The sequence below is a fragment of the Parapedobacter sp. ISTM3 genome (assembly GCF_016533505.1).
Taxonomy (GTDB): domain Bacteria; phylum Bacteroidota; class Bacteroidia; order Sphingobacteriales; family Sphingobacteriaceae; genus Parapedobacter; species Parapedobacter luteus.
Window position 1 is genome coordinate 12663 of sequence record NZ_JAENGN010000026.1, and the last position, 17815, is coordinate 30477.

Below are 17815 nucleotides of genomic sequence, written 5' to 3' on the forward strand. Positions count from 1 at the left end.
GGGACTGATACGGGTTATTGTTATTGTTTTACAAACTGTACGCTCGCCTGTATCTTTACGTCGTCACTGACTACTACTGCCCCCGCCTCGGTTACGGCGCTCCAGGTAAGGCCAAATTCTTTCCGGCTGATTTTTCCGGATACTTCGAAACCAGCTTTGAAATTACCGTATGGATCGGTTACTGTTCCACCAAATTCCACATCAAACGTTACGGGTTTGGTGGTATCACCCATGGTCAAGTCACCCCGGAGGATAAATTCGCTGTCGCTTTTTTCTTCGATAGCGGTTGACGTAAACGAAATCTGAGGATATTGGGCAGCGTTAAAGAAGTCAGCTGACTTCAGATGCTCATCGCGTTGTGCCTGATTGGTGTCGATACTCGAAGTATCGATAGTAAAGTTCACTTTTCCGGTCGTAAAATCCGATTCATCTTCCGTCACGACCGTTCCGTCGAACGAACGAAAGTAACCGGTAACTGTAGTGATCACCAAGTGTTTTACCTTGAATGCTACCTCGGAGTGGGTAGGGTCCAATTTCCATGTCGTTGCCATAGTTTTTTTGCTTATATGTTTTATAACACAAAAATACACATCAATGTTTGAACATATATTGAAATAGGTTAAGTTTTAAAAAAAACGCGAAGCATTCCGCTTTGTAAAAATCATAGAGACATTGGGACAGTAGGCTGGATACTACTATTTGAGGAGTAATCTATCTACTGGACTTCGACAGTGTAGGTGATAGCAACGCCGCCGGCGGCAAGCATATCATGCACCGAACAATACTTTTTGACGGCCAATTCAGCGGCCTTTTCGGCCTTGGCTGGGTCAATTTCACCCTTGAGATAAAATGCGATGTGGATGGAAGTAAAGATATTGGGGATTTCTTCCCGCCGTTGGCCTTCTACATGGATATCCAGGTCCTCGATTTGCTGACGTTGTTTTTTGAGAATATTGACCAAATCCAGCGCACTGCACGATCCCAGCGCCATCAGCACTAATTCCATGGGACGTGCGCCCAGGCCTTCGCCACCGATATCCGGCGAACCGTCGATGTGTATTTTTACCTCCGTGGTATTGCTGGTGCCTTCGAAGTGCACGGCATCGTTCGCTCGTTTTAGTGATATTTTCATTATGCCTATTAACTATGGTTCAACGCTTGTATAAGATCCGCTTTGATATCGGTAACATCTTCCAATCCTACGGATATCCGTATACTACCGGGCTGTATGCCCAGTTGCAGCCGTTCTTCTTCCGTCAGTTTAGAATGCGTGGTGGAGGCCGGATGTGTCGCAATGCTACGGGAGTCGCCCAAGTTGGATGTGATACGTATCATCTTGAGCGCATCAAGAAAGCTTTTGGCTCGGTCAAATCCGCCCTTAATGACAAACGTGACAATGCCGCCTCCTCCCCGCATCTGTTTTTTGGCCAAGGCGTATTGAGGGTGTGACGGAAGATACGGATAGCGCACGGTTTCGACCTCGGGGTGCGCTTCCAGTGCTTCAGCCACTGCCAAGGCGTTGCTACAATGACGATCCATCCGTAGGGCCAAAGTCTCCAAGCTCTTAGAAAGTACCCAGGCATTGAAGGGAGATAGTGCGGGTCCGGTATGGCGGATAAAAAACATCAGTTCGTCGATTAAAGCTTTCTTGCCTACCACTACACCGCCCAACACCCGGCCTTGGCCATCCATGTATTTGGTGGCCGAATGGCTGACCAGGTCAAAGCCGTATTGGATGGGCTTTTGCAAGTACGGCGTTGCAAAGCAGTTGTCTACATTAAGAATGATATCGGGATATTTTTCCTTGAATTTGCCCAGCCACTCCAGATCAACAAGCTCCAACCCCGGATTAGACGGGGTTTCCAAAAAGATCATCCGAGTATTTGGCTGTATTGCTTTCTCCCAGTCCTCCGGTTTTGCGGCATCGACGTAGGTCGTGGTAATGCCCCAACGGGGGAATAGCTTTGTAAAAAGTTGATGGGTTGATCCGAATATAGCACGACAAGAAACGATATGGTCTCCGCTTTTTAGCAATCCCGCAAATGAAGTAAAGACCGCAGCCATTCCGGAAGAAAAAGCCAACCCCGCTTCGGCTCCTTCCATGGCACATACCTTGTTGATAAATTCTGTGGTGTTGGGGTTTGAATAACGTGAATATACATTGCCTTCTTCCTCTTCGGCAAATATTGCACGCCCCTGCTCGGCACTGTCGAAAATAAAGCTGGAAGTCAGGTAAAGCGGTACTGCATGCTCACGAAAGGAAGATCGATCGGCCTGCTCCCGGATGGCCTTTGTTTGTTCGTTCATGTCAAATTTTAGTCGCACAAACTTAGCCAAAGTTATGGGGAAATGCAAACCAGCATTGAGGGAGGCGGTGCAAAAAGAATAATTGCCGGAGGGTTAATAGCCCTTCCGTTGCCGCATTTGGTGATCGAGTGAATAAGGGCCTGAACCCACCACAAAGAAAACGATCAGCAACATCAATACCACGATGGAGATCCATAGTTCCGAATTAAGGAATGAAAGGCCCTGCGTGATATTGACGAAAAATACCGCGCCGAAAAGAATCGGCAGCTGAAAACCAATTGCCACCCGAGTTAAGAGCCCGATAGCTATCAGAATACCACCTACCAAATGTGAAAAAGCGACATAATGTACGGCTCCCCAAGTGTAAATCTGGATGTGGGTCTCCTCGATTAATCGCCTCAAGGACTCCGTGTTTGAGAGAAAGGTTACGCCTTTGAGAAAAATCACAATTCCCAAAGCAATACGGAGTATATCTAACCACCGGGGGTGATGTGTGTCTCCCCAATGTTCGATTTTTTCGATGACATTCATAGATGACCTCCTTTCAGGTTAATTGGTGACTTGATTGGTGAACTAGTTAAATAGCTGGAAGACCAGCGGCAAAGCACAGTTATGCTTGTTATTGTTTTATAACAAAAAAACCTGCCCTTTGTTTGGGCAGGCTATGCTTAAACGTCAAAAGATTTCGGGGATATCTTATTTCTTGATATACATCACTTCTTTTACCGCCTTAACTACGCGAGAAACATTGGGTAGTGCCGCCTGGAGTAATGTGGGGGCATAAGGCAGGGGTACATCAGCGGATGTAAGGCGTACTACCGGGGCGTCTAAATAATCAAAGGCCTCGCGCTGTACTTTATACGCAATTTCGGAAGATATGGATGCCAAAGGCCACGCCTCTTCTACAATAACCAAACGATTGGTCTTCTTTACGGAATTGATAATGGCACCGTAATCGATGGGGCGCACTGTTCGAAGATTAATCAAGTCGACGTCGATGCCTTCCTTGGTCAGCTCTTCTACTGCAGGCTCTACTACCCGGGGCAGCATCTTGCCAAATGTTACAATGGTCACGTCGTTGCCTTCTTTGACCGTGTGCGCTTTACCCAGCTCTAAATAATATTCTTCTTCTGGTACTTCACCCTTGTCGCCATACATCACCTCTGATTCCATGAAGATGACCGGATCCGGGTCAAGAATAGCCTGTTTCAGCAGACCCTTTGCGTCATAAGGATTGGCTGGCACAACGACCTTAAGGCCCGGGGTATTGGCATACCAATTTTCAAAATTCTGCGAATGCTGCGCTGCCAATTGGCCGGCATTTCCCGTTGGCCCGCGGAATACCATGGGGATAGGAAATTGGCCGCCACTCATCGAATACATTTTGGCAGCAGAGTTAATGACCTGATCGATGGCAACCAATGAAAAATTGAACGTCATAAACTCGATGATGGGCTTCAGGCCATTCATCGCTGCACCGATACCGATGCCTGCAAAACCGAGTTCGGAGATGGGGGTGTCTATGACACGTCTTGGCCCAAACTCATCGAGCATACCTTGGCTTACCTTGTATGCTCCATTGTATTCGGCCACTTCCTCGCCCATCAAGAAGATTTTTTCGTCTTTGCGCATTTCTTCGCTCATTGCCTCGCGAAGCGCTTCTCTGAATTGTATTTCTCTCATCAGTTGTATCGTGTCAAAATTTTCTAGCACGCAAACCTACTACAAAAAATTGATATTTTTTGCCCCTGCTTGTCAAATTTTTGTGTATTAACGATCGATGGAATTGGCAAATACCTTCAGCCAACGGTTCAGGTTTTCGATGGCCAGCGGTATCTGCCAGCTTGCCTTGTTACGGCGTTCCACATAGTTTGAGATAGCCCTTATCTGTATGGCCGGCAGCCCTGCTTGGTGGGCTGCATAGAAAACTGCAGCTCCTTCCATACTTTCTACCGCTGGATTTAGTCGTTGAGCTATCGCATCAATCGTTTCCTCATGGCCGTGCACGGTGTTTACGGTGATGCCGCGGCACTGTCGCAGCCCTTGAAACGCTGGATAATCGGGCGCCAAAGCACCCTGAAAGGTGTGCTTAGCTAAGCCAAGTGCAACGCTATCCACAAACTGCTCTCCGTCTTCGGCGCCCAATTCGGCAAAGGTATCCTGATATACATACACTACTTCACCAAGTGCGATGCTGCGCTTAAAGCTTCCGGCAATACCTACGTTAAGCAACAGGTCGTAATGGGGGGTAGCAGCTAACTTTTGACCCAATGCAAAAGACGTAGCTACCATCCCTACGCCTGTGACCAATACCTCGATGCTGCTGCGCGGTTCGACGTGCGAGTGGATGAAGGGTTGGATCTCTTCTTCCGTTGCGGCTATGACCAATACATTCATCTGCTTTTCCATACGAATGTACGCAAAAAAATGAATATGCGCTATTGTGTTACCCCTGTAGTACTTCTTTCCTACCCCTTGCTTACACCTACCTTATCTTTCACTCGGATTTTATTCGGTATTTGTTCGGATCATGTTCGGATCTTGCTCGGTTGTTAACCGAATAAACTAAAACGAAAAGACGACTTATATTCATACTGATGTACTGTTTTGTGTAACTTTGGGGTAAGGCTGACTTAAGCCATGAGTAGCGGGAACCTGCCTAAATTAGGCCGCCAACGGGAGATCACATCGAAGGCCTCGGGATGGCGGAAGGCGTTGCTTTTAACGATGTTCTAAGAAAAATAAATCCGCTGATATTTTTAAATGAGGTTGCCCTGAAACTATCGTAAGGTTTCAACTGCACCGGATTGGCCAGTAGTATAGCATTTCGTAACATCGCATTGCCAAAGCTGGCCGCGATAATTGTTTTTAATGCCTGATTTAGCTAAGTTTGCTGGGTATGACTTACCTCAGGGCGTTTTTATTGCCGTTTTCAGTGTTATACGGGCTGGTTATTTGGATTCGCAATCGATGCTACGACTGGGGATGGATCCGCAACACGGCATTTGATAAGCCGGTCATTGTCGTCGGCAATCTCGCAGTAGGGGGTACTGGAAAAAGCCCCATGACCGAATATTTGGTGAAGTTGCTCGGCGGGCGGTATCGGGTGGCTACGTTAAGCCGAGGCTATGGACGGCAGACGCGCGGATTTTTGGAAGTAGCTGGAGATGATACGGCAGAACGTTGCGGTGATGAGCCGCTTCAATTCAAACGTAAATTTCCTAGGCTTACCGTGGCGGTTGATGAAGACCGTGTCCATGGTGTCCGTCTGCTGCTTCAGCGTGGGCATGAAGTAATCGTCCTGGACGATGCCTACCAACACCGGGCCTTGCGCCCGGGTTTTGCAATTTTGCTGTTTGACTATCGATCCATGAGCCTGCCGAAGTGGCTGCTTCCCGCGGGCAATTACCGCGACGATTTTCGGGAACGGCGTCGTGCAGACCTGATCGTGGTCACCAAGACCCCGCCCATGGCTACGGAAGCTGAAAAACAGCGCATTCGTCGTTCACTTGCCGCGGCGCGGCAGGTACCGGTCCTGTTTTGCGGCATTGGTTATGGAGCGCCAGTTAAATTGCTGCCGGATGACAGGGCTGACACGGCGTTGCTTGATGCAACGTGTTCCGTACTGCTTGTCACAGGTATTGCCAATCCTGCTCCATTGTATGATTACCTCCGGGCGCAAGCACAGGAAGTCGTGCATCTCCGTTATCCTGATCACTATCGCTATACGCCGGCGGCCGTGCGGCGGATTATACGTAGGTTCCGTGACATCAGCAATTCCAATAAGCTCGTGGTCACCACCGAAAAGGATGCCCAGCGACTGATGGATCCTGCGTTACATTCCCTATTGACAGACTTGCCGGTGTATGTCGTGCCGATTCACGTGAAGTTTGAGGAGCGTGACGAAGACCTTCTCCAGCAACTCCTGCTGAGCTACTGTCACGACACCCTAAAGAATTGAGGTGCCGCGCAAAGCGATTCGGAGACCCCATTCCTTGGATGTGCCGGTTAGCCATATATTATTTTGCGTTTCCGCAGGGCAGGCTTTATGAGAAATAGTTGCCGCTGAACGCTGCCGATTTGCAAATAAAGGTTATTTTTGTGTGTATGAATAACGAAGACAAGCCCCGTTTGGCTATCGACATGGACGAGGTATTGGCCGATACCCATCACAAGTTTTTGACGCTTTATCACCGTGACTACGGGATCGCGATGGATATCCATCAGGAGCCAGGTAAAGAATTGCACGAGAACTTGCCTCATGACCTTAATGGACAATGGAAAATCTACATCAACGAAAAGGGATTTTTTCGAGATATCCCGCCGATGCAAGATGCCATTGAGACCGTGAAGGCTTTGCAAGAACGGTATAACGTCTATGTGGTTTCTGCGGCCATGGAGTTTAGGAATTCGCTGGAGGATAAGTTGGATTGGCTCGGTGATCACTTTCCTTTTATCCCCTGGACGCATATCTTGTTTACCGGCGAAAAGATCATCGCTGCAGATATCATGATTGACGATCGCATAAAGAACTTAGCCCGTTTCGATGGTCGTAAACTGCTCTTCACATCGCCTCATAACCTGCTTATTACGGGCTACGAGCGAGTGAATACTTGGAAAGAAGTGGCCGGGCTATTATTGTAGAAACAGAAAAGAAAGGCGGCTTGGAAAAAGCCGTCTTTCGATCTTCTTTTTAACCTATTTTAAGCTTTTTCTGAATGTCCTGCACGTACGCTTTGAATTTCTTATCCGTTTCAATCAGATCTTCAACGGTTTGGCAAGCATAGATGACCGTGGAGTGGTCCCGGCCGCCAAAAAAGGCGCCGATGGACTTCAAGGAGGTTTTCGTGTGGTTCTTGGCTAAGTACATTGAGATCTGACGGGCTTGTACAATCTCACGTTTCCTCACCTTTGATTTCACCATTTCCACGGGTACTTCGAAATAATCGCACACGAGCTTCTGGATGTAATCCATGGAAATCTCTTTGTGTGTATTCTTAATGAAGTTTTTCAACATGGACTTGGCGAGATTGAGGTCGATTTCCTTTTTATTTAATGTCGCCTGGGCCAGCAATGATACCATGGCGCCTTCGAGCTCGCGCACGCTGTTATCGATCTGATTGGCGACATATTCGATCACGTTGTCAGGTAGCTCAATGCCGTCGGTATACATTTTCTTTTTAAGAATGGCCATGCGTGTTTCCAGGTCAGGTACCTGTATGTCGGCAGAGAGCCCCCACTTAAAGCGGCTTAATAAGCGCTCCTCTAACCCAGCCAAATCCTTTGGTGGTTTGTCCGAGGTGAGAATAATCTGTTTGCTGGACTGGTGCAGGTGATTAAATATATGGAAAAAGATGTCTTGTGTACGTTCTTTTCCGGCAAAGTTGTGCACGTCATCCATAATGATGACATCCATTGCCTGGTAAAAATTGACAAAGTCGTTAATGGTGTTGTTCTTCAAGGAATCTACGAATTGCTGGCAGAATTTTTCGCAAGACACATAGATTACCAATTTGTCCGGCAGATTGCGCTTGATTTCATTGCCGATAGCCTGTGCAAGATGGGTTTTGCCCAACCCTACGCCGCCATATATCATCAACGGATTAAATGATGTGCCGCCGGGCTTACTCGCTACGGCAAAGCCTGCAGAACGCGCTAAGCGGTTACATTCACCTTCAATGAAGTTGTCAAAACAGTAATGCTGGTTTAATTGTGGATCTACTTGCAGCTTTTTAAGACCGGGAATGACAAAAGGGTTTTTGATATCCTTGTTAAGCGCCACGGGTATGGGGATTGACTGCTTCTTGGCTTCCGCTCCGTTGCCGCTTGACGGAATGTTTGTGGTATAAGGATTGCTGGTAGAAGATTTTTCCACCACAATATTGTATTCCAATCGTCCATTTTCCCCGAGATGCTTTTTGATGGTCTTGCGTAGCAAACCTACATAATGCTCCTCAAGCCATTCATAAAAAAACAAACTTGGCACTTGAATAGTCAAAACGTTACCTTCTAAGCGTACGGCCTTAACGGGCTCAAACCAGGTCTTATAACTTTGTGCAGGAATATTGTCTTTGATGATTTGTAGACAGCTATTCCATACGCTCGTGCTCGTTTTTTCCATTCGTTATTTCTTAATAAGTTGATTTACAATAAATGATCGAAAAAATGTTGATAACTTCTTCGTGAAACGAAGATGGCAAAAAAAAATCAGCTAAAAAATTAAAAATTAAAATATCAAACACGGTATTGTAAATCAATAACTTAGGTGTATTTTTTTGTAAAAATTACAATCAAAATATAGGGGCGTAAAATTTTTAACAATTGCAGGCGAGCTACAAACGCATGCGTTAAAGTTAAGTAAAATTAAAGCAAAGAAATAGTAAAAAATAAATAAAATCGAAGGGTTGTTCAACGCGTCTAAGATGGCGTTACTACCTTTTTCCTAAAACCTATCCAATTAATGCCGAGTACGATAATGAGTATCAACAGGCCACCTAACTCACGGGTTTCTTCTATCCATGGTTGGTCTGCTTCCATGCGCTGTACGAGTGCCGAAGCACGCTCATGCTCAAACCAATAGATGACCTCGTGCCGGATGAGCAGGAGGTAGATGGCATATCCCACGTAAACGACAAGGCCTAAAAGATAACCTTTGGCCGGATAGCGCTTATTGATGGCCAAATAACACAGCCAAGCCGCATACAAATAGATCGGAATCCAAAGAAATGGGTCTTCATCGTTGTATTGCAGTGCTGCGCTGACAACAAATAGGGCACAAAACAAGCCGTTGAATATTTTCATACGCTAATTGGTTATTGATGATTGTTTGCTTTTAACGGAGTCAAATAAGACCGCAACGCTCAAATCTTGCTAATGTTTTTAAGACATGTGATAGATACATTGCTACATGCCCCCAAATCTAAAAAATCTAAGGCAATTGTGAGTGTACCGACCAAAGAATAAATAAAGGGGAAATTGAAAAATTTCAAACCTTTTGTCTGGTCGTTTGTTTCATATACCAGAAAGATGTGCAGGGAGTGCTTGAGCCAATCAGGCTGAGATAATATCCCCGAACCTGAACTGGATAATGCCAGCGCAGGGAAAGCGCGTCGGTACGACGAGAAGTCGTGCAAACCCTATTCTAGCTATGGTTAGAATAGGGTTTTTTGATTAGGCCTCTATCTCTTCATACGCACTTAACGGGGGGCAAGCACAGATGAGCATTCTATCCCCTTGCGAATCGTTGACGCGCCCAACCGCGGGCCAAAATTTGTGTTCGCGGACAAACGGCAGCGGGAAAGCGGCCTGCGAACGCGTATAAGGCCTGTCCCATTCATCTGCGCTCACCATTGCTACAGTATGTGGTGCGCCTTTCAATAAGTTGTTTGTTTTGTCGGATTCATCACGCTCAATAGCGGCAATCTCTTTGCGGATAGCAATAAGTGCATCGCAGAATCGGTCCAGTTCCGCTTTGGATTCCGACTCGGTGGGTTCCACCATCAGCGTGCCTGCCACAGGAAACGACACAGTAGGTGCATGGAAGCCGTAGTCCATAAGCCGTTTGGCGATATCGCCGACTTCCACTCCGGCGGCTTTGAAGGAGCGGCAATCCAATATCAGCTCATGCGCACAACGGCCGTTAGCCCCGGCATACAATACAGGGTAATGCCCTTCCAAGCGCGCCTTAATATAATTAGCGTTCAGAATAGCATATTTTGTGGCATTTGTAAGTCCCTCGGCTCCCATCATCGCAATATAAGCATGCGAAATCAGCAGGATGGAAGCTGACCCCCAAGGTGCAGCCGATACCGCGTTGATACCTTGTTTTCCGCTGACTGCCACTACCGCATGGTTAGGCAAGAACGGCACTAAATGTTCGGCTACACCGATAGGGCCCATGCCGGGGCCACCCCCGCCGTGCGGGATGCAGAATGTTTTATGTAGATTCAGATGGCATACATCTGCGCCGATAAGGCCCGGGCTGGTCAATCCCACTTGAGCATTCATATTGGCGCCATCCATATATACTTGGCCGCCATATTGGTGAATAATCGCGCATATCTCAATAATAGGCTCTTCGAAAACACCGTGCGTAGATGGGTAAGTCACCATCAGTGCCGAGAGGCTGGTGGCGTATTGTTCAGCCTTGGCGCGCAGATCGGCTACATCGATATTGCCCCGCTCGTCGCATTGTACAACGACTACCTTCATGCCGGCCATACTCGCTGAAGCGGGGTTTGTGCCGTGTGCAGACGACGGGATCAGTACTACGTTGCGATGGGCGTCACCGCGGCTTTCATGGTAAGCGCGGATAACCATTAGGCCAGCGTACTCGCCCTGTGCTCCGGAATTGGGCTGGAAGCTTACCTTGGCAAAGCCGGTAATCTCACAAAGCCATTGATTGAGCTCATTGATGACTTGCATGTAACCCCCGGTTTGATCTGCCGGTGCAAATGGGTGTAGGCCGCCGAACGCGGGCCAAGTGACCGGTACCATCTCGGTGGTAGCATTAAGCTTCATTGTGCATGAACCCAGCGGGATCATGGAATGGCATAGCGATAGGTCCTTGGCTTCCAAGGATTTGATGTAGCGTAGCATCTCGTGCTCGGAGTGATAGCTGTTGAACACAGGGTGAGTGAGAAATGCTGACGTGCGACGTAACCCCTGTGGGATAGCCGAAGACGCCTCAATTGCCGATGCATCCAAATTGACATCGTTAAGGGTTTTGCCTTTTAGCTTGGCAAAAATGCGGACAAGTGTCTCAATGTCTTCATATGTGGTCGTTTCGTCAATGGTGATACCAGCAACGCTGCCTTGGTAATGCAGGTTTATCTCGTTGTTAAGCGCCTCAGCATGTAGTGGGCCAGCCAATTCGCCGAGTTCGATGCGTATGGTGTCGAAATAGGTTTCATTGAGTTGCTTATATCCCAACTGTTGTAATGCGCTCGCCAATAAAACGGTCAAGTCATGTATACGATCAGCGATCAGCCGTAATCCCTTAGGGCCATGGTAAGCGGCATAAAAGCCCGCCATGATTGCTAAGAGCGCTTGCGCAGTACAGATATTGGATGAGGCTTTGTCGCGGCGGATATGTTGTTCACGCGTTTGCAATGCCATGCGTAGTGCATAGTTGCCGCTGGAGTCTACCGTTACGCCGATGATCCGGCCCGGAATATTTCGCTTATACGCATCCTTGGTGGCAAAATAAGCTGCGTGGGGGCCGCCAAACCCCATCGGTATACCGAAACGCTGCGTGCTGCCTACAACGACATCAGCACCCCATTCACCCGGCGGGGTAAGGAGTGCTAGGCTCATTAAGTCGGCAACGGCACAAATGGAAATATCCCGGGCGCGTAAGTCTTCGGCAATAGCGGTATAGTCGACTATCGTGCCGTCCCCGGCAGGGTATTGGACAAGCACACCAAAAATGTTATCCGTATCGGGCATTTCTTGAGGGTTGCCTACTAAGAGTTCTATACCGTAGGATAATGCCCGTGTATGCAAGACATCAAGCGTTTGAGGGAAAATGGTCGAGGAGACGAAATACGTGTTGGCGGCTTTGTTCTTCCGGAGTCCATATTGCATAAACATGGCCTCGGCTGCAGCCGTAGCTTCGTCAAGCAGCGAAGCATTTGCGATCTCCATGCCCGTCAGGTCAATGACCATGGTCTGGAAGTTCAATAAAGCTTGCAAGCGCCCCTGCGCTATCTCCGCCTGATAAGGGGTGTATTGCGTGTACCAACCGGGGTTTTCAAATACGTTGCGTTGAATGACGCCAGGAAGAACGACATCATAGTATCCCTGCCCAATGTAGGATTTGAATACCTTGTTCTTGTCGGCTATCGCCTTGATTCTACGCAGGTAAGCTGTTTCCGTCACGGCGGGCGGGAGTGCTAATGCCCTTTTTGCCCGTATTTGTGCCGGTACGGCTTCGTCAATCAATTGGTCAAGGCTTTGGACGCCCAAGGCATCCAACATAGCGGAGGCTTCATCAGCACTGGGGCCAATATGCCGCTCTTCAAATTTTTCCTGAAAATGTATCTTACTCATGGGAATGTTTCACTACCTGGGTGCAGCCATGGTGCTTGCCAGCAAGCAGACGGTAGTTCTTTCGCGTGCAAAGATACAGATTTTGGCGTGAGAAATAAAGTGGATAAAAGTTTTTGGAGGCAGGGGGCTAATGGTTGTTTTGTGTTTGCCTTTCGATGATGTCCGTCATCTTATCCAACAGCCTGATGGCCATGCCTTCCTGTGCTTGGGCAGCAGTTGTTGAAGAATGTGATAGCCTGATGCGGTGTCTTTTGCCTTTGTCTTGAACTGTCAATACGTAGGTGATGCCATCTGCACAATGTCCGCACTCATTGATGTCTAAGGAGCCGAAATCGCCGGTGGCTAAGATTTCTTGAAGCTCTTCAAGATCGCGCGGATCGGTTAGCCATTGTTTCTTTACGCCGGTTTCGTCCTGGCAGCTTGCATAGTGGATCCATAGTGAGTTGTTCTTGCTTATGGTAAGGCTGTCATTAGCAGCACACCAGCCTACGTACGTGCGCAGGGATATTGCGGGTTCTTCAAAAGACAAGAAAGCTTCATCAGCCGTGTGTGATTTTTTCGTGCAGGTCACAATAGCTGGCAAGAATAGTAGGGAAATGCGGAATAACGTGGTTAGTTTCATTGACGTCGGGTTATTTATTGCTGTTCGAAATAAATAACGTAAGGCAAGGGGATTTTGCTACAAGTAAAAACGCATAGGTACGTAGCCAAGGGTCACAACCTATGCGTTTTTTAGTTAAGATTTACTGGATTAAGCCAATAATCTTACCGGTTCCTCCAGCAAAGCCTTGAGTGTCTGCAGGAAAGCCGCGCCGGTGGCACCGTCCACTACACGGTGGTCACAGCTGAGCGTGAGTTTCATAATATTACCCGGAACGACGGCGCCATTCTTGACCACGGGCACTTGCTGTATACCACCAACGGCAAGAATGCAGGCATCGGGCGGGTTGATGATGGCAGTGAATTGATCGATGCCAAACATGCCCAGGTTTGAAACGGTAAAGGTAGAACCTTCCCAATCTGCGGGTTGTAGCTTCTTGGTTTTTGCGCGTTGCGCGAAATCCTTTACCTCCGCTGAAATGTGTGATAGGCTTTTGCCGTCAGCAAACCGAACTACGGGTACCAAAAGTCCGTCTTCTACAGCTACAGCAACACCAACATTTACGTGTTCGTTATACCGGATTTTATCGCCTAACCACGAGGCATTTACTGCCGGGTGCTGTTTCAAAGCTACTGCCGCTGCTTTGATAACCAAATCATTGTATGATACCTTCAGCGGAGCCACTTCATTTATCTTGGTACGCGCGGCAATGGCGCTATCCATATCGACCTGGATGGTCAGATAGAAATGAGGTGCCGTAAATAAGCTCTCCGAAAGGCGGCGGGCGATGGTTTTCCGCATCTGGGTAACCGGTTTTTCGGCATAGCGTTCCTCGCCTACATATTGAGGAATATTGATGGTGGCTGCTGGAGCCTCGGCCGCCGTCGTAGATGCAGGTGCCTGTGGGGATGCTGTCGTAGATTTAGCCTGTGGCGTGAAGGATTCTACGTCCTTTTTGACAATCCGACCGCCATCACCTGTACCTTTTACATCGCCAAGGCTGATACCTTTTTCTTTCGCAATCTTGCGGGCTAGGGGCGAAGCTTTCAAGCGCGAATCTGCGGAAGTACTTACAGGTTCGTCTGCCGCCTGTTTGGCGGGCGCGACGTCCGCCGAATCAGCGGCCTTTTCAGTCGACTTCCCTTCTTTTTTTGTTTTTCCTGTATGCTGTTTGAGCAGTGGTGTCACATCGGTGCCTTCCTTGCCTACGATAGCAATGATGTCATTCACTTTGGCCGCTTGGCCTTTTTCCACGCCGATGTAAAGCAAAGTTCCTTCGGCATAGGCTGTCACCTCCATTGTCGCTTTATCGGTTTCGACATCCGCAATGACATCATCGCTTTTAATCGTGTCTCCTACCTTGAAATGCCATTCAGCAATCACACCTTCGGTCATTGTATCACTCAGAAGAGGCATTGTAATGACTGTAGCTCCAAGCGATTCGGCGGTTACTTCCTCGCCGGCTTCTTCTGGAGCTTCCTCGGCTTCTTTTTCTTCAGCGGCACCTGGTTTGTTATCAGGTTTTTCCTCTTTCTCGCTTTTTCCGGTGCTTTCTCCGTTCAACAAGGCCTGATAATCTTCTCCCTCTTCGCCTAATACAGCAATAACCGCATCTACGGGTACCGCTTCCCCCTCTTTCGGACCAATGTATAATAACGTTCCTTCTTGGTACGATTCAAAGTCCATGGTCGCCTTATCGGTTTCCACTTCTGCTATCAAATCGCCGGAACTGACTTTATCGCCTACTTTTTTGTGCCACTTCGCGATGACCCCTTCCGTCATGGTATCGCTCATTTTGGGCATTTTTACTACTTCAGCCATGTTGTATTGCGGTTAATCCTTATTTAAACGTTACTTAGCTACTTCTTAATCTCAATCCATGACAAACGGGTAATCATCTTGGACATATACGTCCTTGTACAGCTCTTCTGGCTCAGGATAAGGAGATTCTTCGGCGAATTTAACACATTCGTCGATGGTCTTTTTTACTTCAGCCTCTACTTCTGTAAACCAGTCTTCGTCTGCATATTTCTTTTCAACGATGATAGCTTTTGTAGTGATGAGCGGATCGCGTCCCTTGTATTCTTCCAGCTCTTCTTTGGTGCGGTACTTGGCGGGATCTGACATTGAGTGGCCTTTATAGCGGTAAGTGCGCATTTCAAGAAAGGTTGGCCCTTCTCCGCTACGTGCGCGTTGGACAGCTTCATCCATGGCATTATGGACAGCTACGACATCCATGCCGTCTACCGGTGCGCTTGGCATATCAAAGCCTAGCCCCATTTTATAGATATCGATCATGTTGGTGGTACGCGCTACAGATGTACCCATCGCATAGCCGTTGTTTTCGCAGACAAATATTACGGGTAGCTTCCATAGCATGGCCATATTCAGTGCTTCGTTGAAAGCGCCTTGTCGTACAGCACCATCGCCCATGTAGCATACACATACGTTATCTGTGCCGTTGTATTTCTCGGCAAACGCGATGCCGGCACCGAGAGGAATTTGGCCGCCGACAATGCCGTGCCCCCCCATGAATTTGTGCTCTTTGCTGAAGAAGTGCATCGATCCACCTTTTCCTTTGGAACATCCGGTCACCTTACCGTAAAGCTCGGCCATCGCAGCATTGGCCGATACTCCTTTGGCGATAGCATGGGCATGGTCGCGGTAGGCGGTGATCATAGAGTCCTCCGGACGCAATACAGACATGGCCCCAGCGACAACGGCTTCTTGGCCGATATAAAGGTGGCAAAAGCCCCTGATCTTTTGCTGCCCGTACAATTGTCCGGCCTTCTCTTCAAATTTACGCATGAGCAGCATAGACTTATACCACTCCAAGTAAGTCTCTTTCGTTATAGGTGTCGAACTCATTTCAACGTTTATTAGCTAATCAAATTTTTGGAAGGCAAACTTAGATAAAATTGTTGTTATATGCAATTTGAAGCGGGGGCATATCTCATAAATATGTAAGTATTTAGGTGATATTGACCTTTTTTCGAAAGTTAGCCCTTGATATTCGTTACAATTTATTTTAACTTTATTTGTTTTTTGATTTTGACACACCACAAATGAAGTATCACAAACACCTGTTAAGCGCAAAGCGCTTTACTGTCTTAGCGGTGATTTTGTTGTTTTTTTCCGCATTCGTTGTGGTCAAAGATGACCTGTTCCTTATCAGTAAGAATCTGGATATTTTTTCTGCGGTATACCGGCAGATTAGCCTCAACTATGTCGATGAGACCGATCCCAATACACTAATCAAGACGGCAGTGGACGCCATGCTTGATGAGCTGGATCCCTATACGGAATATGTGCAGGAGACCGATATAGAAGATTACCGGTTAAAGTATGTGGATACGCGGTATGGCGGCATCGGAGCCTCGGTATTTGAGCGCGACCAGCATATTTATCTGTCTGAGGTCAATGCTGGGCAGCCCGCGCACCAAGCAGGGCTTGAAGCCGGCGATGAGTTGGTCAGCATTAATGGCACGTTGCTCAAAGAAAGGTCTACCGGCGAGGTAAGTCATTTGTTGAGAGGAGCGGATCATAGCGATATCCGGCTTCAGATACGAAAGCCCGGTCAAGATAATTTGCAGGAGCTCACTGTTACCCGGAGCGTGATACGGCAACCTAATGTTAGTCATGTCACCTTATTGGATGGAGGCATTGGCTACATCAAGCTCGACAAATTTCTTGAACAATCGGCTAAGGAAGTGGAAGGGGCATTGCGTGAGTTACAGGAAAAGGGAGGGCTTCAGGGCTTGATTGTTGATCTACGCAACAATGGAGGGGGAATTCTTCAGGAAGCAGTAAAAATTGTCAATCTGTTTGTCCCGCAGGGTGAATTGGTGGTGAGTCAGAAAGGGAAGAACGCTTCTAAGGCATACAGTTATCGCACGATGGCTAAACCGGTGGCGTCGGAAATTCCGTTGACTGTGCTTATCAATGGTTATTCTGCGTCAGCTGCAGAGATTGTGGCAGGTGCATTGCAGGACTTGGATAGGGCGGTGATTGTAGGTGAGCGGAGTTTTGGCAAGGGGCTGGTACAGCAGACATTTAACCTTCCGTACAACAACTTGGTAAAAGTCACCGTGGCTAAATATTATACGCCTTCCGGAAGGTGCATACAGGCGCTCGATTTTGTCCACCGGAATAATAACGGTGGTTATGTCCGGATGTCCGACTCGTTAATCAATGCATTTCATACCAAAAAGGGCAGGGTGGTATATGATGGCAGCGGGATCTATCCGGACATCACTGTGGAGAAGGCGTCATACAGCCCGGTTACGCAAGCATTATTGAGTCGCTATTTGATATTTGATTATGCAACTGCATTCAAGCAGAAACATCCGCGGATAGCCGATGCAAGCGTATTTGAAGTGGATGCTTCGTTATATGCGGATTTTATTCAGTTTTTGGAGGGTAAAGATTATCGTTATGCCACCGAAGTGGAAGCCCTATTGCAGCAGCTGAAAGTGTGGGCAGAGGAAGAAAATAAGTCGGAGGAGATCCTTCGGGAGGTTGCGTCACTAACCCAAAAAGTGCGTGTAGGTAAGCAAAGCGATTTGACCGACCATCAAGTTGAAATTAAACAAGCCCTGGGCAGCGAAATCATTTCCCGCTATTATTATCGCAGTGGGCGGACGACATTTTCATTGAAACACGATGCACAATTGCAGCGTGCTCATTCGCTATTAACGGCTCCGACTACAGAATATTACAGTATTTTAGATGGAGAAGGAGCATATAAAACGATAGGCCGGCCAGCGGCGCTTTTGGCGGCTGTGGCAGACCTTCACCAATAAAAGGGCTGCAGGCTATTCTCCGATGGCGTAATACTGGAATCCCATATCGGCCAGT

Annotated in this window: 15 protein-coding genes and 1 riboswitch; of the genes, 3 read left to right on the forward strand and 12 right to left on the reverse strand. The window is 47.7% G+C overall.

What is annotated here, in order from left to right; translation table 11 throughout:
* Positions 1-20: 20 nt before the first annotated feature.
* From JHJ32_RS21650 to mqnB, 6 genes are all read right to left on the reverse strand, one after another.
* Positions 21-551 (reverse strand): YceI family protein, encoded by a 531-nt coding sequence (locus JHJ32_RS21650; protein ID WP_200122640.1) that lies wholly within the window; start codon positions 549-551, stop codon positions 21-23.
* A gap of 164 nt (positions 552-715) precedes the next feature.
* Positions 716-1132, reverse strand: a complete 417-nt coding sequence (locus JHJ32_RS21655) for an OsmC family protein (RefSeq protein ID WP_079718715.1) — start codon at positions 1130-1132, stop codon at positions 716-718.
* An 8-nt stretch (positions 1133-1140) separates the two neighbouring features.
* The gene (locus tag JHJ32_RS21660) at positions 1141-2307 is read right to left on the reverse strand and encodes a PLP-dependent aspartate aminotransferase family protein (protein ID WP_079718714.1); all 1167 of its coding nucleotides are present in this window, start codon (positions 2305-2307) and stop codon (positions 1141-1143) included.
* A gap of 93 nt (positions 2308-2400) precedes the next feature.
* On the reverse strand, positions 2401-2838 hold the full coding sequence (locus JHJ32_RS21665; protein ID WP_200122642.1) for a DoxX family protein: 438 nt from the start codon (positions 2836-2838) through the stop codon (positions 2401-2403).
* Positions 2839-3003: 165 nt separating this feature from the next.
* Positions 3004-3990 carry a pyruvate dehydrogenase complex E1 component subunit beta gene (locus tag JHJ32_RS21670; protein WP_079718712.1) on the reverse strand — a complete coding sequence of 329 codons (987 nt, stop codon included), beginning with the start codon at positions 3988-3990 and terminating at the stop codon, positions 3004-3006.
* 87 nt (positions 3991-4077) lie between these two features.
* Positions 4078-4716 carry a futalosine hydrolase gene (gene mqnB, locus JHJ32_RS21675; protein WP_233632798.1) on the reverse strand — a complete coding sequence of 213 codons (639 nt, stop codon included), beginning with the start codon at positions 4714-4716 and terminating at the stop codon, positions 4078-4080.
* 490 nt (positions 4717-5206) lie between these two features.
* Between mqnB and lpxK the strand changes: the two genes are divergently transcribed.
* Positions 5207-6268, forward strand: coding sequence for a tetraacyldisaccharide 4'-kinase (gene lpxK, locus JHJ32_RS21680; protein ID WP_200122644.1), 1062 nt, complete (start codon positions 5207-5209; stop codon positions 6266-6268).
* A 146-nt stretch (positions 6269-6414) separates the two neighbouring features.
* A complete protein-coding gene (locus JHJ32_RS21685; RefSeq protein ID WP_233632799.1) occupies positions 6415-6951 on the forward strand; it encodes a 5'(3')-deoxyribonucleotidase in 537 nt (178 codons plus the stop codon).
* Positions 6952-7000: 49 nt separating this feature from the next.
* On the opposite strand, the gene dnaA is transcribed toward JHJ32_RS21685, so the two are convergent.
* The 6 genes from dnaA to pdhA form a co-directional block, all read right to left on the reverse strand.
* Entirely contained in the window at positions 7001-8428 is a 1428-nt protein-coding gene (gene dnaA, locus JHJ32_RS21690) for a chromosomal replication initiator protein DnaA (protein WP_079718710.1), read from the reverse strand.
* 296 nt (positions 8429-8724) lie between these two features.
* The gene (locus JHJ32_RS21695) at positions 8725-9108 is read right to left on the reverse strand and encodes a transmembrane 220 family protein (protein ID WP_200122646.1); all 384 of its coding nucleotides are present in this window, start codon (positions 9106-9108) and stop codon (positions 8725-8727) included.
* A gap of 222 nt (positions 9109-9330) precedes the next feature.
* A riboswitch (TPP riboswitch) is annotated at positions 9331-9427 on the forward strand.
* Between the two features lie 50 nt (positions 9428-9477).
* A complete protein-coding gene (gene gcvP, locus JHJ32_RS21700; protein ID WP_200122648.1) occupies positions 9478-12357 on the reverse strand; it encodes an aminomethyl-transferring glycine dehydrogenase in 2880 nt (959 codons plus the stop codon).
* Positions 12358-12484: 127 nt separating this feature from the next.
* A complete protein-coding gene (locus JHJ32_RS21705) occupies positions 12485-12979 on the reverse strand; it encodes a hypothetical protein (RefSeq protein WP_200122650.1) in 495 nt (164 codons plus the stop codon).
* A gap of 129 nt (positions 12980-13108) precedes the next feature.
* On the reverse strand, positions 13109-14779 hold the full coding sequence (locus JHJ32_RS21710; protein ID WP_200122652.1) for a pyruvate dehydrogenase complex dihydrolipoamide acetyltransferase: 1671 nt from the start codon (positions 14777-14779) through the stop codon (positions 13109-13111).
* A gap of 51 nt (positions 14780-14830) precedes the next feature.
* Complete coding sequence (gene pdhA, locus JHJ32_RS21715) at positions 14831-15826, reverse strand: pyruvate dehydrogenase (acetyl-transferring) E1 component subunit alpha (protein WP_200122654.1); 996 nt, start codon at positions 15824-15826, stop codon at positions 14831-14833.
* Positions 15827-16023: 197 nt separating this feature from the next.
* Here pdhA and JHJ32_RS21720 point away from each other — a divergent pair, with 197 nt between their 5' ends.
* Positions 16024-17760: a S41 family peptidase gene (locus JHJ32_RS21720; protein ID WP_079718704.1), complete on the forward strand. Its 1737-nt coding sequence runs from the start codon at positions 16024-16026 to the stop codon at positions 17758-17760.
* Positions 17761-17815: the final 55 nt, after the last annotated feature.